The organism is Croceibacterium selenioxidans, from assembly GCF_018599195.1.
GTDB lineage: Bacteria > Pseudomonadota > Alphaproteobacteria > Sphingomonadales > Sphingomonadaceae > Croceibacterium_A > Croceibacterium_A selenioxidans.
This window is the reverse complement of record NZ_JAHFVK010000001.1, coordinates 957,136-983,227: the sequence shown is the minus strand read 5'-3', so window position 1 is coordinate 983,227 and position 26,092 is coordinate 957,136. Positions and strand designations below refer to the sequence as shown.

Sequence of the window (26,092 nt, the reverse complement as noted above, 5' to 3'; positions counted from 1 at the left end):
TCCAAGTCACTGGATCGCAGCGAGCATCTTCCGGAACCGGGTGAGAGTGAAAAACGTGTAGGCCATGCCGATGAGGAACATTTTCGCCAGCAATGGCCAGACCATAGCCGGCGTCGCATCGCGGAAAAGCACCGCCTGCGAAAAGCTCACGAAATGAGTCGAGGGCACGAACTGCATGATCTTTTGCAGCGGCACGGGCATGCTCTCGAGCGGTGTTTGGCCGCCGGACAACAGGCTCATGACAATGAAAGTCGGGAAGGCCAGCAAGCCGAACTGCGGCATCGAACGGACCATCGTCGAGAGCATTATGCCAAGCGCGGTGACCGAGAACAGGTAGACCATGAGGCCGAAGGCAAAGAGCGGGATCGACCCGGAAATGGGCACTCCGATAAGACCTTTGACGACCAGAAACAGCGAGGCCATCGCGGCGACGATCACCACCAGGCCGTTCGCCCAGATCTTGGCGAACATCAGCTCGTAGGGCCGCAGGGGCATCACCAGCAGATGCTCGATATTGCCGTGCTCGCGCTCGCGCAGGACCGCTGCGCCGCAGAGAAAGATCGCCAGGACCGAGATGTTGTTGATCAACTGATTGATCGCCACGAACCAGCCTTGCAGCATGTTCGGATTGAACCGCGCCCTGGTCTGCAAACCCACGAGCGGCTGATTGTCAGGGTTCCCCCGCCCCGACCAATAGGGCTCGACCGTGCTGTTGATGATCGCTGAGATGTAGCCCGGGCCGCGACCGGCCTGGCTCATGGCCGTGGCGTCAGTGATAATCTGCACGTCGGGAAAGCCGTCCTCGGCCAGTTCGTCCTGGAACTCGGGCGGAATGTTGATCACGAAGGTATAGCGCCCGCGATCCATGTCCGGATTGATCTCGGCAAAGTCGATCAGGCGCGGCGGAAGGAACAGCGGTGGCAGCATTGCGTCATGCACGGCCCGCGAGGCTTCGCTGCTGTCCTCGTCGACGATCGCGATCGATGCGTTGACCACGTCCATCACCGCGCTCTTCGACGGCGTGTAGACCGAGAAGGTGAAAGTATAGAGGATCAGGAAGATCAGCACCGGATCGCGCGACAGGCTGATCAGCTCCTTTATGCCGAGGTGAAAGATGTGCCAGACTTCGCGCATGGCTCAGGCCTCCTGCTTCTTGAGCAGCGCAACCGAGACCGAGAAGTAGACCAGCGCGATGATGGCAAGCGCCAGCAGGCTGGGCCAGAGCGCCTGGATGCCGAGCGCTTTCGTAAAAGTGCCAACGCTGATCGATTGGAAGTAGGTACTCGGGAAAATCAGCGACGCCCCCCACGCTCCGCCGGTCAGCGACGACGAGGGCACGAACATGCCGGAGAACTGCACGGCGGGCAGGATGGCGATGATCGCCGCGGCAAAGATCGCCGCGGTCTGTGTCGAGGCGAAAACCGAGATCAGCAGGCCGAACCCGGTGCTCGCCAAGACGAAGACCAGACCGCCGATCAGGAGCACCGGAATGCTCCCCTTGATCGGAACCTGGAACAGGATCACCGCGAGCAGCACCAGCGACACGAACTGGATGAGCGCCACACAGATGTACGGCAGCTGCTTGCCGAACAGGAATTCGGCCTTCGTCGCCGGGGCCGCGTAGAAATTGGCGATCGAGCCGAGCTCTTTCTCGCGCACGACGCTGAGCGCGGTGAGCATGCTTGGGATCAGCATCAGCAGCAGCATGATGTCGCCCGGCACCATGGCGTAGACGCTTTCGAACGACTGGTTGTAGAGCGCTCGCGCCTCGATGTTCACGGGCATCGTAATGGCCGGGATTCCCTTATCCCGACGCAGGTTCGCCTCGTAGGCCTTGTGGGTCGCTTCGACGTAGCCGCGGGTCGTCTCCGCCCGGAATGGCACCGCCCCGTCCACATAAAGGGCGACCTCGGGTCTGCGACCTTGCTCAACGTCTTCCTGAAACCCCGCCGGGATATCGAGGGCGAACCGCAGCTCGCCATTGCGCAATCGGCGATCGAGATCCTGGTCGCTAAAGATCGGCGCTCGCTCGTCGTAGTAGATCGAACCTCGATATGAGTCTGCATAGGCGCGACTTTCGACCGTCTGGTCGTTGTCGAGAACTGCATAAGTCAGGTTTTCGACGTCGAGCGAGATACCATAACCGAACACCACCATCAGGAAGAGCGGACCAAGGATCGCAAAGATCAGGCGCACGCTGTCGTGGCGCAGTTCGATCGCTTCTCGCCGAGCGAAGGCCCAGACACGCGACCAGCTGAATTTGCCGGGTTCGGCGCCGTGCTGCGCGAATTCAATCTCTTCCTGGGCCTGGACGGGAGCCTCCTGGGCACCGGTTTCGGCTTGGACTCGCGCCTTGGCTTCCGCGGCCTCGTCTTCGAGATAACCGATGAAGGCCGCTTCGAGGCTCGGGGCGTTGCGCTGCTTCACCAGTTCCGCAGGCTTGTCCTGCGCTAGCACCCTTCCCTGGTGCATCATCGACATTCGGTCGCAGCGCGCGGCCTCATTCATGAAGTGAGTCGAAAGGAAGATCGTCACTCCATCCTCACGGGACAGCTTGATGAGCAGCTCCCAGAAACCGTCGCGCGCGACCGGATCCACGCCCGAAGTCGGTTCGTCGAGGATCAGCACCTCCGGCTCGTGCAAGACCGCCACGGCCAGGGAGAGGCGCTGGCGAATGCCGAGCGGAATGTCTTCGGCAAGAGTATCGGCAACCGGCCCCAGACCGAACTTAGCGATTAGCTCCTCGACCCTTGCTTTACCTTGCTCGGGCGGCAGATCGAACAGCCGGGCATGCAGGATCAGGTTCTGCCGGACGGTCAGCTCGGTGTAGAGAGAAAAGGCCTGCGACATGAAGCCGACTTTGCGGCGGGCGTCGATGTCGCCACCCTTCATCTCCTTGCCGAACAATAGCGCGCTGCCTTCCGTGGGCTCGAGCAGGCCGGTCAGCATCTTCATGGTGGTGGTCTTGCCGCAGCCGTTCGAACCGAGAAAACCGAAGATCTCACCCTTTTCGATCTTGAAATTGACGTGGTCGACCGCGGTGAAAGCACCGAACCTTTGGGTCAGGCCATGAGCTTCGATCGCCGGCGGACCTCCGAATGACACGAGTGGGGTGATGACCGGCTCGCGATGGCCGACCTTGGCCTCAGGAGGGAGCAAGGCGATGAAGGCTTCCTCGAGCGTGCTCGACCTGGTCTTCTGACGTACTTCTTCGGGGGTCCCGGTATCGAGTACCTCGCCCGCGTTCATCACCATCAGCCAGTCGAAGCCCTCGGCCTCGTCCATGTAGGCCGTGGCGACGAGGACACTCATCTGCGGGCGCCGTTCGCGGATGCGGTCGATCAACTCCCAGAACTGCCGCCGCGCGAGCGGGTCCACGCCCGTGGTCGGCTCGTCGAGGATCAGCAGGTCGGGGTCATGGATAAGCGAGCAGCACAGCCCCAGCTTCTGCTTCATGCCGCCGGAGAGCTTACCCGCTGGTCTGTCGCGAAAGGGCGAAAGGTCGGTGCTCTGAAACAGGTCGGCAATGCGCCATTCCCGCTCCTCTTTCGACTGCCCGAACAGACGCCCGAAGAAATCGGCGTTCTCGAAGATCGAAAGGGTCGGGTAGAGGTTCTTGCCCAGACCCTGCGGCAAGTAGGCGATGCGCTCGGCCACGTTGGTGCGGAACCTGGGATCGCCCATGTCGCCGCCAAGGACGTTGACCTCGCCCTCCTGCATCTTGCGCACCCCGGCGAGCAGGCCAAGCAACGTCGACTTGCCCACGCCGTCCGGCCCGATCAGACCGATCATCTTGTTGGCCGGTATGTCGATGCTGACGTTGTTGAGCGCGACTACGTCGCGGTATCGGTGCGTGACGTTGCGGACGCTCGCGGCAATTTCAAGCTGGGGGGTGTCCACGTTCAGCGGCCGGCATTTTCGGAAGCCTGGAACAGGTTCGCGGGCATTTTGGCAGGCGGCTGCAGCTCCGCGGGCCACTGAGCGCCGTTGTCGAACCGGACATAGCCCACACCGGGTACCCCGGCTTTCACGAGCGCCTCATACTGCTGCAACCGCTCCTTCGGGATCTGCAACTTGACCCTGAAGGTGAGGTTGTGCCGCTCCTCCTGCGTTTCGACCGTCTTCGGCGTGAACTGCGCGGTCGGCGAAATGTAGGAGACCACGGCCTTGATCGGATACTGTGGAGCGGCATCGAGCACGATCCGCGCTTCGGACCCGACCTGGAGCCTGCCAACCACCGGTTCGGGCAGGAAGACGTACATGTAGACGTCGCTCAGATCGACCATTGAATAGACACGGCCTCCGGCACCGACCACTTCACCGGGTTCCGCCAGCCGACGCTCGATCCGCCCGCGCATCGGGGCAACGAGCACGGCGTCCTTGATCTGCGCTCGGATCCGGTCGGCCTCGGCAGCAGCGGCGGCGATGGTCGAGGACGAACGGCCAACGAGAGCCTGCGAGCCGGTCAGGTCCGCCGAGGCGGCAGCGAGATCGGCGCGGGAGCCGGCGACCTGGGCGCGTGTCGAGTTCATCCGTGAGGCATCGAGCTCGGCTTCCTGTTCACTGACGGCGCCGGTCCGGACTAGATCCTTCGATCGCGAGAATTGCTGCTGGGCGAAGCGGTAGTCGGCCTGCTTGGCATCGATCTCTGCCCGCCGTGCCGCGATCAGCGCGGCCTTGGTGCCGACATCGGCGCGCGCGACGCGTTCGCTTTGCTGGGCCTCGGTCATGACGGCCAGGGCTTGCCTCAGTTGGGCCTCGAGTTCGGAGGTGTCCAGCTTGGCAACCACTTGCCCCGCCTTGACCGTATCGCCCTCGTTGACGAGAACTTCGGCGATCCGGCCCGGATATTTTGCCGAAATGTAGACCTCGTTGGCTTCGAGCCTTCCGTTTCCACGGGCGAAACCTTCAGGCACGTCGTCGCCCGAGAAGATCTGCCAGGCGATGAATCCGACCACTACGATCCCGATGGCGGCCAGCAGCATGTTGCGCTTCGACATCCACGCATCTCCAGGAGTTGCTGATGTGGCCCCCCGAGCCAACGAGTCTGGCTACGCCTCATCTGGCATGGATTGCATCGGGACTTTTCCTGATGGTTTCGAAATCTTCACTCTTAAGTCCCCCCAGAATGACACAACCGTCTGAATTACAAGAATTAACAATTGTTGTTGAGAGGAAATGTAACACAATATCATTCCCTAACTGTATGTATAAACTGAAGCTTTTTCTCCTAATAGTCAGCGAATATCCCGTTGAAGTTTATGACTATCGATTGAGGGTTTAACCCTATTCACCCAAGGGCCCTGAGAGGAATACCTAAAGCTGAAGGGATTTCTTGGGTCGGGAGTCCCTTTGTTCCCTCGTGCCCGGCTAGGCGGCAGTGTCGCGATTGACGGGGCGCGGGTCGACAGGAGGGCTTAGGCCATGGATTGTCTGGCTCCAGAGGTTCCCCAGAATGCCGAGTTGGCGCTTCCGGAACTCGACCTTTCCGAACCCCCGCTTGGATCGGACCGTCGGGCCTTCATGATGCGCAGCGCGCTTGCCACGGCCATCGTGGCGCTCACGGGCCGGCCTCTTGTCGCTTTCGCCCAATCGCCGGCCATCGATCCCGTCGTCAACGTCGGCGTCGACCCGAACCTCGATGTCGTACGACGGTCCAAGGGGCCAGTGATGACCCTGATCGACGAGTTCTACAAAGTGGGCCCGGGGCCATCTTCGTCGCACACGATCGGCCCGATGCGGATTACCTATGATTTCTATCAGCGCGCCAGCAAGCTGCCCGCCGCGCAGCTGGACCAGGCGACCGCCCTGAGGGTCAACCTGTTCGGGAGCCTGAGCGCGACCGGCAAGGGACATGGAACCGAGCGTGCGGCGCTGGCGGGGCTCATCGGTATGGAGCCTGCTACGACCGATCCGGCCTTCCTCGACGGTCTGGCCGCCGATCCCACTCAGACCTTCAAGGTCAAACTCGGATCGAAGGAAATTCCCGTCTCGCTGGCCGACGTCATCTATGACGAGACCAAAGGCGACTTCCACCATCCGAACACCATGAGGGTTGCGCTGCTCGCCGGCGACAAGCCGCTGCTGGAGCAGGAATATTATTCGGTCGGCGGCGGCTTCATCGAATGGGAGGGATACGTACCGCCCAAAAAGAACCCGCCCAAGTATCCCTACTCCACGATGGCCGAGGCACTGGCGCATGCAGAGCGCGACAACCTCACGCTGGCGCAACTCATGATGGCCAACGAGACCGCGATCTCGGGTCGAAGCGAAGCCGAGATCAACGCTTTCCTGGACAAGATCATCGGCGCGATGCGGGCCACGGTGAAGACCGGATTGGAGGCGCCGACCGCTGTGCTGCCGGGGCCCATCAAGCTGAAGACCAAAGCGGGCGACGTGTACAAGAACGCGCTCAAGCAGGAGTCCCCTGCCCGGCGCGGCATCGGCGTAGTGTCAGCCGCCGCGCTCGCCGGTTCAGAGGAGAATGCCCGAGGCCACCTGGTCATCACCGCGCCCACCGGCGGATCAGCCGGCGTCATGCCGGCCATTGTCTACTCGCTCGGGCCGGACGGAGCCAAGGTTTCCGACGAAAAGATCCGCGAAGCCCTGCTGGCCGCCGGGCTGGTCGGATATCTGTGCAAGCACAACGCGACCCTCTCGGCAGCGGAAGGGGGCTGCCAAGCCGAGATCGGCGTTGCCTCCGCCATGGGGGCCGCCGCGCTGGGCCAGGCCCACGATACGTCGAACCTGGTCATGGCCAACGGGGCAGGCGCGGCCCTGGAGCATCATTTGGGGATGACTTGCGACCCGGTGGCGGGCTTCGTGCAGATACCCTGCATCGAACGCTGCGCTTTCGGGGCGGTCAAGGCCTGGACCGGCTTCCTGATGGCGCAGAATGAAATCCCGGCCAACAGGCGGGTCGATCTCGATACTGTGATCGAAGCCATGGCGCTCACGGCCAAGGAAATGAACTCGAAGTACAAAGAGACCTCCGAAGGCGGCATGGCCGTCTCTCTGGTGCTCTGCTGAAGCCTGTGGGATGAGTCAGGGCGCGCAGCCGGGCCGGTCGGCTTTGGGCATGGTCGCCGCGGCCTGGCTCGCCACGTCGGTTTTCTATTTCTACCAATACATCCTGCGCTCTGCGCCATCGGTGATGGTGCCGGAGATGTCGCTCGGTTTCGGATTGACGCCGGTCGGCGTCGCGTCGTTGCTGGGGTTGTTCTACTACGCGTACGCCCCATTCAGCCTGGTGGCCGGCGTGGCCATGGACCAGTTCAGCCCGCGCAAGATCGTACCGGTCGGCGCCGCCGTCGTGGCCCTCGGCGCGTTGCTGTTCTCGACCGGAGATCCGACGATGGCCGGCTTCGGGCGGTTCCTGCAAGGCGCGGGCGGCGTCTTCGCCCTGATCGGCGCGGTCTACATCGCCAGCAGCCACCTTCCGGCGGCCCGTGCGGCAACGCTCATCGGGGCGACACAGATGTTCGGCATGGCGGGCGGATCTGCGGGGCAATTCGTCGTCGGCCCGCTGATCGCCGGAGGGCTCGAATGGGACCGCTTCTGGCTGCTGATGGGCCTTGTCGGCCTGCCGCTTGCCGTGCTGCTGTTCGTGCTGATCCCATCCCAGGGGCCCAAGCAAGCGGCGGGCGGGAGTGAAGGTCGCTTGCAGCAGGCGGGCCGCGCCATGAAAACCGTGTTCATCAATCCGCAGTCGATCCTGTGCGGCGTGATCGCAGGTCTTCTTTTCATTCCCACGACGATCTTCGACATGGTGTGGGGCGTGCGGTTCCTCGAGGAGGCCCACGACCTTCCCTACTCGGTGGCGGTCCTTCGTTCGGCCTCGGTACCGTTCGGGTGGATCATCGGCTGCCCCCTGCTCGGCTGGCTGTCAGATCGCCTTGGCCGCCGCAAGCCGGTGATCGTGGGTTCCGCCGCGGTGCTGTTCGGCTCGCTCGCGCTGATCCTCTATGGTCCGCCGGGTCTACTTCCGAGCTACAGCCTAGGCCTCGTCGCCGGTATCGCCTCGGGCGCCGCGATGATCCCCTACACCGTGATCAAGGAAGCGAACCGGCCCGAGCACAGCGGCACGGCGACCGGCGTGATCAACTTCATCAACTTTTCGATCTCCGCCCTGCTCGGTCCGGTGTTCGCGGGCATGCTGATCCGCGCCAGCGGCGGCGGCGAGCGTGACCTCGAGCATTACCAGGCGACGTTCCAGCCCATGCTGTGGGGAGTCGCGCTGGCCATCGTCCTGACCCTGCTTCTGCGCGAAACCGGGTCGGCCGCTCGCCCGGTCGCCGCTCCGCCCCGTCCGACACCGCAAACCCAACCCTGACGCCCTGGGGAGTTGTTATGCCGACCATCGAACTCGAGACCGCCCCGGCGAACGCCGAAGCCGACCAGGCCTTTCGCCCTGGATTGTGGACCAAGGAGGTCAATGTCCGCGACTTCATCCAGGAAAACTTCACGCCCTACTACGGAGACGAGACATTCCTGGCTGGGCCGACCCAGCGGACCCTGGCGATCTGGAAAATCCTGCAGGATCTGTTTGTGGAAGAGCGCAAGAAGGGCGTGCTCGATGTCTCGCAAATCCCGAGTTCGATCACTGCGCACGAGCCCGGCTACATCGACAGGGAACGGGAGATCATCGTCGGCCTGCAGACCGATGCCCCGCTCAAACGGGCGATCATGCCCAACGGCGGCCTGCGCATGGTCACGATTTCCCTCGAGGCTTTCGGTTACCAGCCCGATCCGCAAGTGGTGGAGATCTTCACCAAGTACCGCAAGACCCACAATGACGGGGTGTTCGATGCTTACACCGAGGACGTGCGCCGTTGCCGCAAGTCCCACGTCCTGACCGGTCTGCCCGACGCCTATGGACGGGGCCGGATCATCGGCGACTACCGACGGGTGGCGCTCTACGGTGTCGACCGCCTGATCGAGCGCAAGAAGGAAGAGAAGGCCGCGCTGGACCGCGAGTGGACGACTCAGGACATCATCCGCGATCGCGAGGAGTTGAGCGAGCAAATCCGCGCGCTTGGCGAACTCAAGGAGATGGCGGCCAAATACGGGTTCGACATATCCGGACCTGCAGCCACCGCTCGGCAGGCGGTGCAGTGGCTCTATTTCGCGTATCTCGCGAGCGTGAAGGAACAGAATGGTGCGGCGATGTCGCTCGGCCGGGTCTCGACCTTCCTCGACATCTATTTGGAGCGCGACCTGAAGTCCGACCTTCTGACCGAGGAACAGGCGCAGGAGATCATCGACGACTTCGTGATCAAGCTGCGCATCGTACGCTTCCTGCGCACGCCCGAATACGACGCGTTATTCGCAGGCGACCCTACCTGGGTGACCGAATCCATAGCGGGCATGAGCGACGATCTCCGGCCCCTGGTCACCAAGACCAGTTTCCGGTTTCTGCAGACGCTCTACAACCTGGGCCCAGCCCCGGAGCCGAACCTCACAATCTGGTATACGCCACTGCTTCCAGAACCGTTTCGCCGCTTCACGGCCAAGGCCGCGATCGACACCAGTTCGATACAGTTCGAGAACGACGAGATCATGCGCAATGCCTGGGGGGATGACGGCGCCATCGCCTGCTGCGTCTCGCCAATGGGCGTCGGCAAGCAGATGCAGTTCTTTGGGGCCCGCTCCAACCTCGCCAAGTGTCTGCTCTACGCCATCAACGGAGGGCGAGACGAAGTTACGGGAGATCAGATTGCCCCGCCTTCCGATCCAGTTCAAGGCGATTATCTCGACTTCGACGACGTGCTCGAACGCCTTGAGGCGATGATGGACTGGCTGGCGGGCACTTACGTTAGCGCCATGAACGCCATCCACTACATGCACGACAAGTACGCCTACGAGCGGATCGAGATGGCGCTGCACGACTACGGACCGCTGCGCACGATGGCCTTCGGCATCGCCGGCATGTCCGTCGTCGCCGACAGCCTCTCGGCGATCAAGCATGCGCGGGTAAAGGCGATCCGTGACGAAACCGGGCTGATCGTCGACTACGAGACCGAGGGCGACTTCCCCAAGTTCGGCAACAACGACAATCGCGTCGATCATCTGGCGACGTGGCTCGTCAGCACGTTCATGGCGAAGTTGCGCAAGTACCCGACGTACCGCAACGCGCTGCACACCCAGTCGGTCCTGACGATCACTTCCAACGTCGTCTACGGCAAGGCGACCGGCAACACGCCGGATGGCAGACGCAAGGGCGAACCTTTCGCGCCCGGAGCCAATCCGATGCATGGGCGCGATAGCCATGGCATCCACGCCTCGGCCGCGTCGGTCGCCAAGATTCCCTACCGTGATGCGGCGGACGGCATTTCGCTCACGACTACCCTGGTCCCCACGGGACTTGGAAAGGACGAAAACGAGCGGATCACCAATCTCACCGCGATCCTCGACGCCTATTTCGGCGTCACCGGCTATCACATGAACGTCAACGTGTTGAACCGCGAAACCTTGCTCGACGCGATGGACCATCCGGAGAATTATCCCAGCTTGACGATCCGGGTGTCGGGCTATGCGGTCAACTTCGTGCGGCTCACTCGGGAGCAACAAATGGACGTGATCAACCGCACGTTCCACGGCGGCTGACATGGCCCAGGCTGAAGCGCCTGTATCGTTGGAAGCCAAGAGCCCGTTCGAAATGCGCGTCAAGCTGGGCGAGACTGTGCCGGAAACGGATGTGCGCACTGCCCTGAAGACCGGCGACATGGGGTTCCTGCATTCGTTTACCACCGGATCCGCGGTGGACGGACCCGGCCTCCGCCTGGTCGCCTGGACAACCGCCTGCATGTTCCGCTGCCAATTCTGCCACAACCCCGATACCTGGACCTTGGCGAACGGCATCCCGGTCGCGCTCGATCGCGCCGTTTCCGAGATCCAGCGCTACGCGAACAGCTTGAAGCTCATGCACGGTGGCTTCACCCTCTCGGGAGGCGAGCCGCTGATGCAAGATCGTTTCGCCGCCCGCCTCCTGGGTGCGACCAAGAAAATGGGCGTGCACACTGCGCTCGAGACGAACGGCTACTATGGCGAACGCCTGTCCGACGAGGAATGGGCGGACGTGGACCTCGTCATCCTCGACATGAAAGGTTTTGCGCTCGAACAGCACAAGCGAGTAACCGGCGGCCTCAGCAATGAACCCGTGATGGAATTCGCCCGCCGTCTCTCCGCCCTCAAGCGCCCCATGTGGTTGCGCTATGTACTCGTCCCTGGGCTGACCGATGTGGACGAGGAGATGAAGCCACTCGCGGAATTCGCTGCCTCGCTTGGCGTCGTGGAGCGTGCCGAGGTCCTGCCTTTTCACCAGCTTGGAAGATACAAGTGGGAAAGACTTGGGCTGACTTACCAGCTTGAAGACACGGAACCACCGACGCAGCAGTCGATCGACCACGCGACGGCGATCTTCGCGGCCGCGGGCCTTTGACGACAACCCGACCTCAGTAGATCGCGGATACGAACCTCACCTTATCAGGATCGAGCCTGTCATCGTAACGGTTCTTGTTCGAACGCTTCGGCAGCTTGGGCTTTTCGTGTTCGGTGGCCTTGTAGGGAACCCGCGAAAGGATGTGGCTGATGCCGTTGAGGCGGGCACGTTTCTTGTCGTCACTCGGCAGGACATGCCAGGATGCCTCTTCCAGGTCAGTGGCCTCGAACATCTCGTCACGAGCGCGCGAGTATTCGTACCATTTCGTGAAGGACTTGAGATCGAGAGGACTGAACTTCCACTGGCGCAGCGGATCGTTGATCCTCTTGCGCAAACGGCGTTCCTGCTCGTCCTTGCCGATCTCCAGCCACAGCTTGATGAGAATGATCCCCGCATCGGTCGCCCAGCGTTCGAAGATCGGTACATCCATGAGAAAGCGGCTGACCTGCTTGTCGCTGGCGAAGCCCAGTACCCGCTCCACGCCCGCACGGTTGTACCAGCTGCGGTCATAGATCACGACTTCGCCGGAGACGGGGAACTGTTCGATATAGCGTTGCAGAAAGAGTTTTGAGCGCCTCTCCTCCTTGGGCGAACTGAGCGCGACGACGCGAAAGACCCGGGGACTGACCCGTTCCTTTATGACTCGGATCAGGCCACTCTTCCCGGCCGCGTCACGCCCCTCAAGGATAATGATCACCCGTTCGCCGCGATCTTTCACCCATTCCTGGAGATGGCAGAGTTCGACCTGCAGCTTGCCCAGCTCTTCCTCGTAGATTTTGCGGGAGAGCTTTTCGGGCTTGGCCTTGCTCTTTTTGGCTGATGTCTTGCCCTTCTTTACCGCGGCGTCGGCCTTGGCGGTTTTCTCGAACGGCCTGTGCACTTGCGCTGTCATGATAGTCACTCCGGCGAGAGGGAATTGCAGCACAGCCCGGGCCGCGGCGGTATCGGTATATAACCCGAGGGGAATCTCTCATTTCGTCTCGGCCGAGCTCACAGGCGCCTGGCCAGATGTGCCCCGCTCTTCGTTTCAAATTAGGGGTTTTGTCTCGGCGAATTGCGGGGAACCCTTGATTGCCCGTACTCAGCGCAGGTCGTTTCCTGCGCCAATGGGATCGGGAAGCACTGACAGTCCCGGAAGGGTAACCGGCTTCGCTCCGCGCCTGTGGCGGGTGGCGCCCGGCCTTGAGAGCATTGTCAGCCTCCCGCGCAGCCTGATCCCCACCGAAATAGTGGTTGGCATGAGCGTCGCGGCGATCGCCGTGCCGGGCGGCCTTGCCATGGCGCAGCTCATGGGAGTGCCCGCGCAAGTCGGCCTCTATGCCTGCATTGTGCCGGCGCTTGTCTACGCGTTAGTCGGACCGTCTTCCCGCTTTATGGTCGTCGGACCCGATACCGCCACGTGCATGCTCCTGGCAGCCAGCGCGACTACCTTTGGCGCTGTAGGTCCCGAGGCCCGGATGGACCTGATCGCCGTACTGACATTGCTAGTGGGGATGCTGTGCCTAGTGGCCTACTTCGCGCGCCTCGGCCTCATCTGCACGCTGATCTCACGGCCAGTGTTGCTGGGCTACCTGGCGGGCGTCGCGGCCACACTGCTGTTCGACCAGCTGAGTCCCTTGACCGGGGTAAAACTGGAAGCGCCCGGCTTGCTGCGCCCTTTGATCGAGCTCGCCAGGCGCTATGCGGAAATCAATGGGCTGACGGTCGGCCTGGGCATCTCACTGTTCGTGGTCCTTCGTCTGGTTAAGCGATACCTTCGGCCGATCCCGGGGCCGATCGTGGTGCTCGTTCTCGCCATTTCTGCCTCGTGGTGGTTCGATCTCGGTCGATTGGGCGTAGCTTTGGTTGGAGCCGTGCCGTCGGGATTGCCCAGCTTCCGCGTCCCCGAGAACCCTGGGCACTGGACCGGTTTGTTCAAGGCCGCGGTGGGGATCATGGTCGTGAGCGCTTCGAGTGGAATCATCACCGCTCGGGCTTTTGGCGAGTATGTCGGAGCTCGCAGCAGGCCCAACCAGGAGCTTGCCGGGTTTGGCATGGCCAATTTGGCCTCGGCCTTCTTCCAGGGCTTTGCTGTCACTGGCTCCGATTCTCGGACCGCAGCGGCGGTCAGCTCGGGCGGCCGGTCGGCCCTGGTCGGGGTGGCGGCGGCCGTGTTCGTCGGGTTTGTCGCGGTGTTCCTGGTCGGTCCGATCGCCCTCCTGCCCAGCGCGGCCCTTGCCGCCATCCTGGCTTCAGCGGCCGTAGACCTGGTCGATATCCAAGGCTTTCGCGATCTCGCCCGGATTAACCGCCACGAGCTGGTACTCGCGCTAGTCGCCGTAGTCGGGGTGATCTGGATCGGCGTGCTCGAAGGCGTAGTGATCGCGGTTGGGGCGACGTTAGCGCACCTGGTGGTGATGGCGGCCCGCCCGCGCGACGGTGTGATGGGCCGCGCGCCAGGAAGCAGATCGCTCGTCACCCTGCGGCGAGATCCTACAGCGCGACAGTCCGATCAGATCCTTGTTTACCTATTCGAATCCTCGCCCTTCTTCGTCAACGCAGACTACTTCGGCGATCGCGTGCGCCTCGCACTCAAGGCCGAGCCGCGGACTCGTTTCCTTGTTCTCGACACTTCCGTAATGATGCACGCCGACAGTATGGCAGTGTCGGTGTTTACCAAGCTGATTGAGGAGCTCGAAGAACGCGGTATCGTCCTCATGATCGGCGGAGGACACGGCCGCTTCCGCGAAATCCTCTACCGTTCGGGTTTGGCTGAGATGGTGGGCTTGGATCACATTTTTACGACTCCCGAGGAGGCGCTTGTCGCGGCCGAGGCAATGCGAGACGGAGAAACGCAGGTCGGAGTCGACCGGCCGTTCACTACATCCGGACCGCGCTGACCAAATCGACCTCGGTGCACTGGTCGCCTTCGCCGTCTCAAGGGTGCGCCCGCTGGCGTGGGTCACCAACCGGCCGACCCGCACCATGCGGATTCAGGCGTTCAACGCGTCAAACAGTCTAATCGTCGTCCTTGTCGGCAATCTGCCGTTCTGCGGCTTCCGCAGCAGCGATGAGGCTGTGTCCAGTTCCTGCGGCTGCAATGGCCGTCATCGTGATGGCAACTCCATCGGGTCCGTCGAGGACGACGAGACCATTCTCGGCGCTGGCAACGCCGGGCTCGGTCTCGGCGTGAATGCGGTCAAAACGGGGGATCATGAAAGGGCAGACCTTGGATGGGAGGAAAGGGACGCGTGCGTGCGATCGTCGATATAGAGATAGGAAGGATCGAACTGGCCACGGGCTGCGAGCGCCTCAGGTTTCAAGATCTCGACCAGCGATGACCTGAACACGCAGAGCCGCTCTTCACGCAACTGCCGCATCACTCGGTTCACGTGGACGTTGGTCAGTCCGCAAATCTCCGCGAGATCGGCCTGAGTGATGCCCAGCGCAAAGCGCCGGCCATCGCTTAGACCCGCAGAGACAAGACGCGCGTTGATCTCGGCTAGGAAGTGCGCGACCCGACCGACGGCATCGAGCCGTCCAAGACGGAACAGCCAGGCGCGGTGGATCGATGCGTCGATCAGCGTCGCAAACCACAGCTTGCGCGCAAGAGCCGGCATCTCCAGCGTGATGGTCTCCAGCTCCGCATGGGGAACGATCGCGACCGTGGCCGCAGTCATAGTCGCCACGTCGTGATCGAGAGTCTGAAGCGGAAACGCGTGCAGATCCACGAAATCGCCCGGCACATGCACCGCGACCAGCTGTCGCAGACCGTTCCGATCGTCGATGTAGCGCGACATGATGCCTTCGATCAGCAAGGTGCTCTGATGAAGCCGCTCGCCTGCGCGAGCGATGGTAGTCCGGGGTTCGAGGGTAAGAACCTCACTGATAGCTCTTTCCAGCCGTTGACGCTCAGCCAGTTCAAGGCTGACTCCGCGTTTGTCTCTGAGGAAGCGTTCGGTGAACACGGCTGGCCATCGATCCTATGGACTGAACTGCAACAGCAAGCTGTGCACGACCACCAACCGATGAACGCGAGGCCTGTTTCGCGATGCACTGAACAATCGTGATGATGCAGGTTAATTCTGGCGTCCTCGCCGCAACTTAGCGGTTCCGATGGGGTTTTCTGGACGACTTCTGCGATCGGCTTCGCGGTCAACGCTTGGATGGATCTGAGCGCCCGTGTCGCCAATCGCATCCTGACTCAGCAAGGTATCTATCATGGCCAAGAAGCCGACATCCCCCCAGGGCACCGACAAATCCGCAGCGAACCGAAAGCCCTTCGATCCGGCCGGACCGGATATCGGCGGTGAAACCCCGTCCAAGACCTCTCCCCTTCCCAAGGACGCGGCGATTTCCGTTTCCTACGGAGAGACGCAAGGCGAAGGTGGCGAAACACACCAGGTTGCCAATGGGGACGTGGCTGTCTTGACGACGCAGCAGGGGGTTCCAGTTGCCGACGACCAGAACAGCCTGAGGCAGGGCGCCCGCGGACCTACGCTGCTGGAGGACGCCCATTTCCGCGAAAAGATCTTCCACTTCGATCATGAGCGGATTCCCGAACGGGTTGTCCATGCCCGCGGGTACGGCGCGCACGGATTCTTCGAGCTGACCGACAGCCTCGCCGATGTGAGCCGGGCCGACGTGTTTCAGCGTGTGGGCGAACGCACGCCAGCCTTTGTGCGCTTCTCGACGGTGGCTGGAGCGAAGGGCTCTTTCGACCTTGCCCGCGACGTCCGGGGTTTCGCGGTGAAGATCTATACGAAGGAAGGCAACTGGGACCTGGTGGGCAACAACATCCCGGTGTTCTTCATCCAGGACGCCCTGAAGTTCCCCGACCTCGTCCACTCCGTAAAGCCGGCGCCCGATCGCGAGTTTCCGCAAGCAGCTTCGGCGCACGACAACTTCTGGGATTTCATCAGCCTTACGCCCGAAAGCTTCCACATGATCATGTGGACCATGTCCGACCGGGCGATCCCGCGCTCCTTCCGGACTATGGAGGGCTTCGGCGTGCATACCTTCCGGCTGCTCGACGACGATGGAAACTCGACCTTCGTCAAGTTCCACTGGAAGCCCAAGCAAGGGTTGCAGTCCGTGGTCTGGAACGAGGCCGTCAAGATCAACGGGGCGGACCCCGACTTCCATCGCCGCGACCTGTGGGACGCGATCAACGGCGGAGACTTCCCCGAATGGGAGCTAGGGGTCCAGCTCTTCGACGATGAGTTTGCCGACCGCTTCGACTTCGACGTGCTCGACGCGACGAAGCTGATCCCTGAGGAACTCGTTCCCATCCGTGTGATCGGACGGCTGGTGCTCGACCGGGTGGTCGACAATTTCTTCGCCGAGACAGAGCAGGTAGCCTTCTGCACGCAGAATGTCCCGCCGGGCATAGACTTTTCGAACGATCCGCTGCTCCAGGGCCGCAACTTCTCCTACCTCGACACCCAGATCAAGCGACTGGGCAGCCCGAATTTCACGCACATTCCGATCAACGCGCCCAAATGCCCGATGGCTCATTTTCAACAGGACGGGCACATGGCCATGCGCAATCCGCAAGGTCGAGTGAACTACGAGCCTAACAGCTGGGGCGCGGCTCAGGGCGGGCCGCGTGAGGATCCCAATCGCGGGTTCACCAGCTTTGCCGAAAGGGCCGATGGCCCCAAGCAACGCGTGCGATCGGATAGTTTTGCCGACCACTACAGCCAGGCGCGGCAGTTCTTCATCAGCCAGACCGCGATTGAACAGAAGCATATCGGCGATGCGCTGGTGTTCGAACTCTCCAAGGTCGAACGGCCGGATATTCGATCACGGGTGGTCTCTCATCTCATGAATATCGATGGGACGTTGGCAGCCACGGTTGCCGATGGACTTGCGCTCGACCTGCCCGCCCCAGCAGCGGCCGCACGCAAGCCCCTGGCGAACCTTCCAGCCTCGGATCCGCTGAGCATCGTCAAGAACGGTCCAGAGAGCTTCAAGGGTCGCAAGCTCGGCATTCTGCTGACCGACGGCGCCGATGCCGCGATCTTCAAGGCTTTGCTTGCCGCGGTCGAAGGCGAAGAAGCGATCTATGAGGTGGTCGCTCCAAAGATCGGGGGTGTCACGCTGGCGGACGGGACGACTGTTGGGGCAAAACACAAGATAGATGGGGGTCCGTCGGTCCTGTTCGACGCAGTGGCGGTACTGGTCTCGGTCGAGGGCGCTGAGCTGCTGGCCAAGGACGCGGCGGCGAAGGATTTCGTTACGGACGCCTTTGCCCACTGCAAGTTCATCGCGATCGGGGCCCATGCAAAGCCCATCTTCGAAAAGGCCGGCATCGCGGATGATCTGGACGAGGCCTGTCTGCCGCTCGCAAAAGCTGCCGACGCTTCAGCGTTCATCATCGCGGCCCGCGCACTCCGTCACTGGCCGCGTGAGTTGAAAGTCGACCTCGACGCCCAGTCCTAGGCAGCTGACGCTAAGCTGGGCTGTCAGTCTCGATGGCATAGTGGATCGGCTTGAAGCTGCCGCCGTTCGAGGCATAGGCCGAACAGGCGGTGAGGCCGATCACGAGGTCCATCTCGGCGCGCAGGCGAATATAGTCGCCCGGCTTGCTGATCGGCGGCGCCACTTGCAAGGTGCCGTCCGGGGCGACCGGAACGTTCATGAACAAGTTGAACGCGCATGGGATCATGTCCGGCTCTATGCCGTACGGCGCGAGGGCCTCGGCAAGGTTGCCAAAACAGCCGCGATGAACCGGATGTTCAGGATAGAAGTGGCGGAAGGTAGCCTCGCTGCAAGGCGTAAGCAGGAAGTCGTGCCTCCCGACCGTATCTTCCGCGATGGTCAGCATGGGGTTGGACCGATTGGACCAAAGCCGACTGCCGGCGGTCAACGCGATCGTCTCTTCATAGTCGAAGGTGCGGCCGTTGGAGATGGCCTCGCGCACATCATGAGCATTGTAGGCTAGCAGGTCGGACACCTGGACCCCGAAGGGATCTATCACCTTGAGCACGTGGCCTCGGCGCAGAGGAAACGCCACGCCCGTGCGCGGGGAAATCTCGTTGGCGGTCGTCACGCTGCGCGCGGGTCGCGGAAGGGACATTCCCAGTCGTCACCCACCACCCGGCCACTGTACTGGCGCGCTTCGCTTGCCTCGCCGTGGCGTGACAGCATGGGATTGGGATGGCCAGCCAGCTCAACGTCACGTTCTATGATCTTCTCACGCATACGTTCGTAACGGCCTTCGTCGCGCAGACGCTCGAACTGGTCGTGGAGGTTGAACACAAGCGTCGGGCGCGGGAAGCGCCGGGCAGGTCGCGAAGCATTAGGATGCAGGCCAACGACAAAGAAAGCCTCGCCCCCGAAACTCAAGGAAAAGTGCATGTCCATCGGATCGGCGCTGACACGCTCATCGTAGGGCTGACCCCGCCAATCGTCCTTGTCGGCGAGAGATTGGATGCGTTCCCACATAGCCGCCTCGAACCGCTCTTCGGTCAAGTGGCTCGGCCCCTCGAATGCTACCGCAAGACTGCGAAGACCCGTCGGGTCGGCCCGATAGGCGTATGCCCACTCGAGCAACTCGGAGTGAATGCGCACATCGTCCCAAGCGCTCGTTATCGAATGACATACCAGGACCTTCAGTGTGCCCCTGGCAAGCGCGGATTTGGCGCCGACGCAGGGGAACGCGACATCGCCCACGCATTCGAGTAACTCGTCCCGCACCTGCGAGCAGGTCTCTTTGTCGACCAACATGAAAAACCTGCTCCTGCTTTATGGGGCAACGGCCGAGGATGGTGTCGGGGCTCGGAGTTGATGACTGTTAATGCAAGCTCGGCAGGCCTCAGCACCGGTCATTTCGCGCAGGACGAGGCTGAACTTTCCCAGACGACGCCGGGACAAAGGAAGGGAGAGGCGGCGGATTGCCCCCTCTCCCTGTCCCCTCTCCCTGAAGATCACCGATTACTGAAGGTTCACCTGCAAGCGACTGTTCAGCCGATCGATCCTCGCCTGCAACTGAGCTTCGTTGCGGGCAGATAGGTTGCCCATTCGGTCATGCTGCATATTCTGCTCACTGTTCCGAATGGATCTCAGCTCTCGCTGCAGACTGTAGGCCTCTCGACTGCTCAATGTCCGCTGGGTCCGGGCGTCGATGACATTCTGATCGAGCTGAGAGAGCTGCGCCAGCACTTGGGGACGGTCCGCCGTGTAGCTGCCGCCAGGCTCGCCAGGCATAGTGGAGACCCAGCGTCCGCGACTGTCGTAGTAGCCCGACGTCGTCCCTGCGTGCCATCGTCCGTTGGTATCGTAGTAGCCCGGCTGGGGATCGGCGATCCAGGCGCCGTTTTGATCACGCCGTCCGCTCGCCTGGCCTGCCATCCAGCGGCCGTTAGCATCGTAGTGGCCAACAGTCGCCCCTGCGACCCAGCGCCCGCGCTGATTGTAATAGCCGCTGGCCGTACCCGCGACCCATTTCCCACTGGTATCGTAATAGCCGTTGGACGATGACGGGATCCAGCGGTTCTGACTATCGTAGCTCCCGCTCGCGGAACCATCTTCCCTTTGCGGGATCCAGTTGCGGCGTTCGTCATAATAGCCGTTGGGCGTACCCTGGACCCAGTTGTTGTCCCGGTCATAATAGCCGGTCGCTCGGCCTGGACTGACCGAACTGGCATGCCACATGCCCTGGTTGTCGTAATAGCCGTAAGCATCGTCGCGGCGGTTTGGCTGGGCGGCAGTGCTGCCGTCCACCCAGCGGCCTCGATCGTCATAATGGCCGCTGTTCGAACCGCCCACCCATTGGTTGTTGCGGTCGAAATAGCCATTGGCCGACGCCGGGACCCAGTCACCCTGCGAATTGTAAGAACCGACATTCCGGTTGGAACCCGAATTCGAGATCCAGCGATTGTCATCGCCATAGCGGCCATTGGGTGGACCATCCATCCAGCTACCGTCACGGTCGTAATAGCCCTTGGCAGCCGACGAACTGACGCCCGTCGCGTGCCAGCGATTGTCATTGTCGTAATAGCCAAAGGCATCGTCGCAGTCGCGTCCGGACTTGGCAATCTGGTTGCCCACTATCGCGCCCCCGACCGCCCCGATGATCGTGCCCAGTGTTTTGTCACCTTGCCCCGCGACAACATTGCCAAGCACGCCTCCGGCCCCCGCGCCGGCCACAGTGGCAATGGCACGGGTCGAACTCTGCTGTTCGCAAGCGGTGTGGGATCGCGTCTCGGCGCTGGCGATCGACGGCACGAGAGCGGCCGTGGCGATGCCCGCCATGAATATTAACCTACGCATGATGGAAACTCCTGAAGCAAGCGGAAGCCGACTTCTCATCACGAAAACCACCTGACGCCCAATTTGTTCCTATAAAGGAGATTATTATTTACAACTAATTTTCTTAAACCCGCCGCCTCATAGATGACGAACACTTGTCGTTTGTCTATTATTCATTGCGTCGCTTTATAGATTTTTCCTTATTACGGGAATTGCGACGCTATATTGAGCTCGATCATTCCTGAATCCCGGGCCGGCCGGTGCACTGATGGCCAAAATGCACCGCGGTGCGTTGTGCTTTTTGTGGGAGTGGCACTCTTCTTCCAAACCAAATCGACCGGGAGCCAAAGGCGTCTTCCAGGATTTGGAACATTCGTCCTGCAAGGAGATCTCGGTGCATAGAAGTCCGTTTGCCTGCTGCTTTCTGGCCATATCACTTTCATTATCGGGCTGCGGAATTCTTTCCGGTGACTCCGACCGACAAGATACCGATGAGGCGGCCCAACAAGCGCGTTGGAGCGAGGCCTCGGTAAAGCAATTGCGACAAGCCATTGATCGCCGGGCCGTTCATGCGCTGGATCGGTTACACTTCGAGGTGGAAGGTCAGCCTGACACAGCAGCCGGCCAGGAAGCTCTCACACGAAGCGCCCTTCGCTATGCGAAGGCAGTTGCTCAAGGGGCGTCCGATCCTGCCAAGCTGTTTACGATCTACACGGTCCCAGGCCCAAGCCCCGACCTGCACCGCGGACTGGCGGAGGCCTTGAGGAAAGATAAGCTCGGCGAGTGGCTCGACGGCCTTGCACCCCGAGACGTCAACTACACCCGGCTGTCACGAGCGTACCTTGCGCTGCGAAATCAAAGTGAGGCCGCGGGAGCTGACATCCCCAATACGGCCGTGCCGCTAAAACCAGGCGCGACTGATCCGCGTGTACCGGCGATCGCTCGCCAACTCGTCGCATCCGATTATCTCGATCCCTCCTCCGCCCAAGGAGACGGCTACAGCCCGGCGATAGTGCGGGCCGTCAAACACATGCAGGCCGACTATGGCATCAAGCCGGACGGCGTCATTGGCAAGGAGGCGCTGGAAATTCTCAACCTGTCGGACGCCGAACGTGCTCGAGCCCTTGCGGTTGCGATGGAGCGCATGCGCTGGCTAGACGAGAATGCGCCGCCCACTCGCATCGACGTCAACCTCGCCTCCGCCAGGCTAACCTACTGGCGCGATGGCAAGGTCGCGGACATGCGCAAGGTCGTGGTCGGCAAACCCGACGCGGAGACGCCGCAGCTGGGATCGCCTATCCATCGGCTAGTCGCCAATCCCACCTGGACGGTGCCGCGTTCGATCCAGAACAAGGAGATCGAGGGCAAGGGTGCCGGCTATCTCCGCCGCAACAATATGACCTGGAAGGACGGCTGGATCGTTCAACAGCCAGGGCCGCGCAACTCCTTGGGGCTCGTCAAGTTCGACATGAAGAACGAGCATGAGATCTACCTTCACGACACTCCCGCCAAGCAGCTGTTCAAGGAAGCCCAACGTCAGCGCAGCCATGGCTGCGTCCGCGTTGAGGACGCTGTAGGGTTTGCCACGATGCTCGCGCGAGACGAAGGTATCCTCGACGAATGGCAGAAGGCACGTAGGACCGGCAAAGAGAGTTTTGTCCCACTGCCTCGCGAGATTCCGGTCAGGCTATTCTACCAGACGGTGCTATTCGACGATACCGGCGAGCCCGTCATTCGGGCCGATCCTTACGGCTGGAATGACCGCGTGGCGGCCGCGATAGGGTTTCCGGCCAATGAAAGCCCCCTGCTCCACCCTTCGGCATCCGATATGGGACCTTAGGGCGCGGAGAAGGTCCCAAGCGGCGCATCAGTTTACCATCCACCAAATGAGCAGCAAAATGCCCGCGAGCGGCAGCAGCACTCCGAAGTAGGCAGGGCCCTGACCCTCGCGCAGGCTCATCGTCCAATTCTCGGCGCTTGAATGCGCCGGGCCTGTGCGACGGCATCCGCCAGATTGGTGTAGGTGTAGCCTCCTACCTTGAAGGTCTCGGTGAGCACCCGCACCACCCCTAAGGAACCAGCATAGGACTCGGGGCCCACGCTGCCACCTTCGTTCTCCCAATTGTGGGAGGCGGCATTCGGATGGGTGAATTGTGACATGATGGACGCTCCTCGATAGCGGGAGCTCAATGTCTCTCAGCCGACAGCGCTAGAAAAATTGCCGCCGATGATCCAGATATGGCTTGCCGAATTGTGATTGCAATGGATACTTAAAATATAAGATCAAAATAATATATATGACTCTATTCTACTATATGACCGCCCTGTCCTTGAAATTCTGGGAATATACAATATATATATTTTATCACGAGCCGATGCCCCGTAGGCGCCCGTGACTGAGAGATCCGATGTGCTCCCGCTACGAAGAGGAGGATGCCGTGGATCTCAATCAGCTTTATTTCGATCACCAGATACTCTTGATCAAGGCCGGACGGGCAAGTTCCGCAGAACTGCGCCATGAGCACGAGGTGAGCGCCTCTCACATCGCAGGCCGGATCGGCTGCATGCAGCGGTCAATGGGCGCATCCGGCGCTCCTTCCTGGGACGCGCTAGCTGCGATTGATAACCGATCTCTCGCCGGTCCCGTGCGGCACCAGCAAGGATACCTGGCATGAGGCAGACTCACCCAGGCAGCGTGCAACGCGATCGTTTCGCTAGCCGCGCACGTGCAACGGCGCATGACCGCCCCTTGCTCGGCGAGGAGATTCTCATGAACGACCATTCTCGTACGCCCATCGAAGCCGATGAGCCGAACATTTCCGACGGCGCGGCATGCCGTTTCGAGGTCTACCGCGCGGACCAGGTCCGGCTCACGGCGACCCAGTTCTCCGGGGGAGATTGGCGCTGGCGACTACTGGACAAGGCTGGGCAAATCCTTGTCGAGGCCGGGGGCTATCCCAGCGAGGAGAAGTGCCGAGAGGCGGTGGCCGTACTGAAGCGCTACGCCGCGCCCGTCTCCTTGAAATTTGCAGCGCCCTTTGGCCTATCAGTTAGAGAGGGCCGGTCATGAATTCGAAATGCAGAACTGAACTCGCCGAGCCGGTGTCCCTTGATAAGCCGGAGATCAGTAGCACCTCGGTCGCCTACTACGCGGTCGGGGGCTATAACTACACGAACCTCGCCTACGCCATAACGGAAGCGAAGCGCGCTCGTCGGCTGAGGCAAAGCAGATGAAGGAGACCCCCGCAGATTATCTGCGCCTGGCAGCGGCGGCGCGGATGGAGGCCGTAAACGTGGTCCTCGAAAACGTGCGCGAAAAATACCTTACCTCAGCCCACACATTGGAAGGGCTAGCTCGGTTAGCCGACGAGGTGACGAAAGTTCGAGCGAAGCGTTTGGCAACGTCCCATGCGGCCATAGGGTAAGGACAGTTACGTCTCCTGCCATCACACGAAACCGCCCTGCTCCTCGTCGTCCTCCCGCACAGCGTTCTCGGCTTTGCCGACAACCCCAAGATCTAAAAAGAGGGCGGCCCCTTTAGAGGGCCGCCCTTAGACGTTGAACTCGTTACACTGCTGCTTCGAGCCCTCCGGGTCGCTAGACGTATGTACTGGAACGCAAACCGCTTGTCTTAATAAATTAGAGACGCGGCTATATTTGTTTTGCAATGATTTAATCTAGATTAAATCAACTCTTTAACCCAGGTTATAGTTGACTAAACTAACTAAAAATACATTGGGCATTTTTATGGACTTAATTCTGCGGACTAACAAAGTGCAAGAAATTTGGTTGGCTCGAACACATTCGAATTTGTGACTATTTTGCTGCAGAAGCAGTTTATCCGACGATCACACCCTGCGTGGTCGATCCACCGGATTGAGCGAGCCAATTTGGAACGAGCGGTAAGTTAGCACCCTGCCGGTTGACCAAGGGCATGAGGAATCCCTTGCGTTTGGTCGGGGGCCTCGCCGCATTCTTGGCTGCAAGGTCGCCCCAACTCTTGGCAAACACCGCTGGCTTCCACCCTGAAAAATCGACCCCGGAGCCCAAAATCTCCTTCCAGAGCGATGCGCGAAGCGCCTTGACGATTTTGGGCGAGTGCCAAGCAAGATTGAGCTCGAAGTCAAGCTTCGTGCCCCGCTCGTTCAAGTTGGCGCTGCCCATCGTGGCGAAGACGTCATCTACAATCATCACCTTGTTGTGGACGTAGATCACATCCTTGAAGGGCTCTCCCTTCTTGGGAGGCGCGATCGGCGCAAAGAGACCAAACGCGCCGAACCTATTGCCGAAGGCCTCGAGCTGCCTGATGATCTCGAACTGGAGTGCAACCCCGGTCAGGCTTATCGGGTCTGCCGCCCCCATCATCTCCTCGGAAACGGCAGGCAGGACTACGATGAGGTTCAAGTCCTTGGCGGCCGTCAGCTTGTCGATGAGTGCCTGACCTATGCGCCCGTCGCGCAGGTACTGGTTTTCGAGATAGATGAACTTTTCGGCCTGTTTGATCGCGTTGACATGACCTTCGACGATGTCGGCGACGCTCGTATCAGGCTGATCGCTCGAGTTAATCTTCCGGCTCATGGTCCGCCAGGCCTGGCAGGGTATCGGCCCCGCCGGTTTGGGCTTGGATTTCGTCGAGGTCTTTGCTGGCTTGGCGGAACTCGCCGGGACCAGATCGAGGGTCTTTCGAGCCGGGATGGCAAGGCGCGGCTGCGCTTTGTTGGCCTTGTCGAGGAAAGTCGCCGCCTTGATCCGCTGATCGTTCCAAGTGGCATAGGCGGAATTGACGATATCGTCGAGAATCTCCCCCGTCACTCGCACCGAACCGTCGTGCCACTTCTTGGTATCGCGAAGCAGGGTATGGGCACGATTGTCGCGATTCACCCCTACGTGATTGATACCCGAAACATAGGCGATCCGCTCGTCGACGATGAGGAGCTTCTGGTGAAGGCTCCCAACAAGGATCGGCGCGATGGTCGTAGGATCGATCCATTCGGCAGCGCCCCCCTTGAACTGGATCCTGTCCCAAAGGCCTGGAAGCAACCTGACGGCGCTTGCAGTCTTTGGATCGTTGATCGCCGCTAGAACAGCGTCGTAGCGCGATCGGAGAAAGGTGTTCAGGAGCGGGTTTGGGGACCAATCGGCGTCATGCCGGCCGATGACCATCTGGAACTTTTCTTCAGGAATTCTGAGCCGATCCACGCCAACGGCAAGTTCGGAAAAGGCTAGCCAAGCTGCCAGATGTTTGTCGAACTGGAAAATGGGGTCAAAGTCGCTTGTCAGGATGTGAACCGACACCTTCTTTTTGCCAGCCATGTGGACGAGCAAATCTCCCCATCGGAAAAAGCTCTTACGAAGAGTCTTATCGCTAATAGGCAGGTGCGGATTGAACGCCCAGGATGCGAGAAGCACCGATTTCGT

General features: G+C 61.1%; 20 protein-coding genes. 9 read left to right on the top strand and 11 right to left on the bottom strand.

Going from position 1 to position 26,092, the window contains the following annotated elements; translation table 11 throughout:
* Window positions 1–6: 6 nt before the first annotated feature.
* Genes KK137_RS04805 through KK137_RS04795 form a run of 3 tightly spaced genes read right to left on the bottom strand, consistent with a single transcriptional unit; the run spans window position 7 to window position 5,000 of the window.
* Window positions 7–1,134 (bottom strand): ABC transporter permease, encoded by a 1,128-nt coding sequence (locus KK137_RS04805; protein WP_214534959.1) that lies wholly within the window; start codon window positions 1,132–1,134, stop codon window positions 7–9.
* A 3-nt stretch (window positions 1,135–1,137) separates the two neighbouring features.
* Window positions 1,138–3,900 carry a ribosome-associated ATPase/putative transporter RbbA gene (gene rbbA / locus KK137_RS04800; protein WP_338027975.1) on the bottom strand — a complete coding sequence of 921 codons (2,763 nt, stop codon included), beginning with the start codon at window positions 3,898–3,900 and terminating at the stop codon, window positions 1,138–1,140.
* Window positions 3,901–3,902: 2 nt separating this feature from the next.
* Entirely contained in the window at window positions 3,903–5,000 is a 1,098-nt protein-coding gene (locus KK137_RS04795; protein ID WP_214534957.1) for an HlyD family secretion protein, read from the bottom strand.
* Between the two features lie 424 nt (window positions 5,001–5,424).
* Between KK137_RS04795 and KK137_RS04790 the strand changes: the two genes are divergently transcribed.
* The 4 genes from KK137_RS04790 to pflA are packed head-to-tail and all read left to right on the top strand — an operon-like array spanning window position 5,425 to window position 11,440.
* Complete coding sequence (locus KK137_RS04790) at window positions 5,425–7,029, top strand: L-serine ammonia-lyase (protein ID WP_214534955.1); 1,605 nt, start codon at window positions 5,425–5,427, stop codon at window positions 7,027–7,029.
* A gap of 10 nt (window positions 7,030–7,039) precedes the next feature.
* Window positions 7,040–8,332, top strand: a complete 1,293-nt coding sequence (locus KK137_RS04785; RefSeq protein WP_214534953.1) for an MFS transporter — start codon at window positions 7,040–7,042, stop codon at window positions 8,330–8,332.
* A 17-nt stretch (window positions 8,333–8,349) separates the two neighbouring features.
* A complete protein-coding gene (pflB, locus tag KK137_RS04780) occupies window positions 8,350–10,605 on the top strand; it encodes a formate C-acetyltransferase (RefSeq protein ID WP_214534951.1) in 2,256 nt (751 codons plus the stop codon).
* A 1-nt stretch (window position 10,606) separates the two neighbouring features.
* Window positions 10,607–11,440, top strand: coding sequence for a pyruvate formate-lyase-activating protein (gene pflA, locus KK137_RS04775; RefSeq protein ID WP_214534948.1), 834 nt, complete (start codon window positions 10,607–10,609; stop codon window positions 11,438–11,440).
* Between the two features lie 13 nt (window positions 11,441–11,453).
* On the opposite strand, the gene ppk2 is transcribed toward pflA, so the two are convergent.
* Window positions 11,454–12,332, bottom strand: coding sequence for a polyphosphate kinase 2 (gene ppk2 / locus KK137_RS04770; RefSeq protein ID WP_214534947.1), 879 nt, complete (start codon window positions 12,330–12,332; stop codon window positions 11,454–11,456).
* A 214-nt stretch (window positions 12,333–12,546) separates the two neighbouring features.
* On the opposite strand from ppk2, the gene KK137_RS04765 reads away from it, so the two are divergent.
* Complete coding sequence (locus KK137_RS04765; RefSeq protein WP_214534946.1) at window positions 12,547–14,319, top strand: SulP family inorganic anion transporter; 1,773 nt, start codon at window positions 12,547–12,549, stop codon at window positions 14,317–14,319.
* A gap of 118 nt (window positions 14,320–14,437) precedes the next feature.
* Here KK137_RS04765 and KK137_RS04760 read toward each other — a convergent pair whose 3' ends face one another.
* Window positions 14,438–14,635, bottom strand: a complete 198-nt coding sequence (locus KK137_RS04760) for a hypothetical protein (RefSeq protein WP_214534943.1) — start codon at window positions 14,633–14,635, stop codon at window positions 14,438–14,440.
* Window positions 14,632–15,387 (bottom strand): Crp/Fnr family transcriptional regulator, encoded by a 756-nt coding sequence (locus tag KK137_RS04755; protein ID WP_214534936.1) that lies wholly within the window; start codon window positions 15,385–15,387, stop codon window positions 14,632–14,634. The genes KK137_RS04760 and KK137_RS04755 overlap by 4 nt, the downstream gene beginning before the upstream one ends.
* A gap of 253 nt (window positions 15,388–15,640) precedes the next feature.
* Between KK137_RS04755 and KK137_RS04750 the strand changes: the two genes are divergently transcribed.
* Complete coding sequence (locus KK137_RS04750; protein ID WP_214534934.1) at window positions 15,641–17,863, top strand: catalase; 2,223 nt, start codon at window positions 15,641–15,643, stop codon at window positions 17,861–17,863.
* A 10-nt stretch (window positions 17,864–17,873) separates the two neighbouring features.
* Here the strand turns inward: KK137_RS04750 and KK137_RS04745 are convergent, their stop codons facing one another.
* The 3 genes from KK137_RS04745 to KK137_RS04735 form a co-directional block, all read right to left on the bottom strand.
* Complete coding sequence (locus KK137_RS04745; RefSeq protein ID WP_214534932.1) at window positions 17,874–18,500, bottom strand: DUF1989 domain-containing protein; 627 nt, start codon at window positions 18,498–18,500, stop codon at window positions 17,874–17,876.
* The gene (gntA, locus tag KK137_RS04740) at window positions 18,470–19,150 is read right to left on the bottom strand and encodes a guanitoxin biosynthesis heme-dependent pre-guanitoxin N-hydroxylase GntA (protein WP_214534930.1); all 681 of its coding nucleotides are present in this window, start codon (window positions 19,148–19,150) and stop codon (window positions 18,470–18,472) included. Before gntA ends, KK137_RS04745 begins: the two co-directional genes overlap by 31 nt.
* Before the next feature lie 207 nt (window positions 19,151–19,357).
* Window positions 19,358–20,695 (bottom strand): glycine zipper 2TM domain-containing protein, encoded by a 1,338-nt coding sequence (locus KK137_RS04735; RefSeq protein WP_250893582.1) that lies wholly within the window; start codon window positions 20,693–20,695, stop codon window positions 19,358–19,360.
* Window positions 20,696–21,212: 517 nt separating this feature from the next.
* Here KK137_RS04735 and KK137_RS04730 point away from each other — a divergent pair.
* Window positions 21,213–22,514 (top strand): L,D-transpeptidase family protein, encoded by a 1,302-nt coding sequence (locus KK137_RS04730; protein ID WP_338027972.1) that lies wholly within the window; start codon window positions 21,213–21,215, stop codon window positions 22,512–22,514.
* A gap of 116 nt (window positions 22,515–22,630) precedes the next feature.
* On the opposite strand, the gene KK137_RS04725 is transcribed toward KK137_RS04730, so the two are convergent.
* Window positions 22,631–22,834, bottom strand: coding sequence for a hypothetical protein (locus KK137_RS04725; RefSeq protein ID WP_214534928.1), 204 nt, complete (start codon window positions 22,832–22,834; stop codon window positions 22,631–22,633).
* A gap of 278 nt (window positions 22,835–23,112) precedes the next feature.
* Between KK137_RS04725 and KK137_RS04720 the strand changes: the two genes are divergently transcribed.
* Entirely contained in the window at window positions 23,113–23,349 is a 237-nt protein-coding gene (locus KK137_RS04720; protein ID WP_214534925.1) for a hypothetical protein, read from the top strand.
* The gene (locus KK137_RS04715; RefSeq protein WP_214534924.1) at window positions 23,346–23,744 is read left to right on the top strand and encodes a YegP family protein; all 399 of its coding nucleotides are present in this window, start codon (window positions 23,346–23,348) and stop codon (window positions 23,742–23,744) included. The genes KK137_RS04720 and KK137_RS04715 overlap by 4 nt, the downstream gene beginning before the upstream one ends.
* 767 nt (window positions 23,745–24,511) lie before the next feature.
* On the opposite strand, the gene KK137_RS04710 is transcribed toward KK137_RS04715, so the two are convergent.
* On the bottom strand, window positions 24,512–25,987 hold the full coding sequence (locus tag KK137_RS04710; RefSeq protein WP_214534923.1) for a phospholipase D family protein: 1,476 nt from the start codon (window positions 25,985–25,987) through the stop codon (window positions 24,512–24,514).
* Window positions 25,988–26,092 lie beyond the last annotated feature (105 nt).

What these genes read in the sequence shown, in the direction of transcription:
- KK137_RS04805 (WP_214534959.1), bottom strand. Translation starts at nt 1,134, where the DNA reads ATGCGCGAAGTCTGGCACATCTTTCACCTCGGCATAAAGGAGCTGATC.
- KK137_RS04795 (WP_214534957.1), bottom strand. Translation starts at nt 5,000, where the DNA reads ATGTCGAAGCGCAACATGCTGCTGGCCGCCATCGGGATCGTAGTGGTC.
- KK137_RS04790 (WP_214534955.1), top strand. Translation starts at nt 5,425, where the DNA reads ATGGATTGTCTGGCTCCAGAGGTTCCCCAGAATGCCGAGTTGGCGCTT.
- KK137_RS04785 (WP_214534953.1), top strand. Translation starts at nt 7,040, where the DNA reads ATGAGTCAGGGCGCGCAGCCGGGCCGGTCGGCTTTGGGCATGGTCGCC.
- pflB (WP_214534951.1), top strand. Translation starts at nt 8,350, where the DNA reads ATGCCGACCATCGAACTCGAGACCGCCCCGGCGAACGCCGAAGCCGAC.
- pflA (WP_214534948.1), top strand. Translation starts at nt 10,607, where the DNA reads ATGGCCCAGGCTGAAGCGCCTGTATCGTTGGAAGCCAAGAGCCCGTTC.
- ppk2 (WP_214534947.1), bottom strand. Translation starts at nt 12,332, where the DNA reads ATGACAGCGCAAGTGCACAGGCCGTTCGAGAAAACCGCCAAGGCCGAC.
- KK137_RS04765 (WP_214534946.1), top strand. Translation starts at nt 12,547, where the DNA reads ATGGGATCGGGAAGCACTGACAGTCCCGGAAGGGTAACCGGCTTCGCT.
- KK137_RS04760 (WP_214534943.1), bottom strand. Translation starts at nt 14,635, where the DNA reads ATGATCCCCCGTTTTGACCGCATTCACGCCGAGACCGAGCCCGGCGTT.
- KK137_RS04750 (WP_214534934.1), top strand. Translation starts at nt 15,641, where the DNA reads ATGGCCAAGAAGCCGACATCCCCCCAGGGCACCGACAAATCCGCAGCG.
- KK137_RS04745 (WP_214534932.1), bottom strand. Translation starts at nt 18,500, where the DNA reads ATGTCCCTTCCGCGACCCGCGCGCAGCGTGACGACCGCCAACGAGATT.
- gntA (WP_214534930.1), bottom strand. Translation starts at nt 19,150, where the DNA reads ATGTTGGTCGACAAAGAGACCTGCTCGCAGGTGCGGGACGAGTTACTC.
- KK137_RS04735 (WP_250893582.1), bottom strand. Translation starts at nt 20,695, where the DNA reads ATGCGTAGGTTAATATTCATGGCGGGCATCGCCACGGCCGCTCTCGTG.
- KK137_RS04725 (WP_214534928.1), bottom strand. Translation starts at nt 22,834, where the DNA reads ATGTCACAATTCACCCATCCGAATGCCGCCTCCCACAATTGGGAGAAC.
- KK137_RS04715 (WP_214534924.1), top strand. Translation starts at nt 23,346, where the DNA reads ATGAGGCAGACTCACCCAGGCAGCGTGCAACGCGATCGTTTCGCTAGC.
- KK137_RS04710 (WP_214534923.1), bottom strand. Translation starts at nt 25,987, where the DNA reads ATGGCTGGCAAAAAGAAGGTGTCGGTTCACATCCTGACAAGCGACTTT.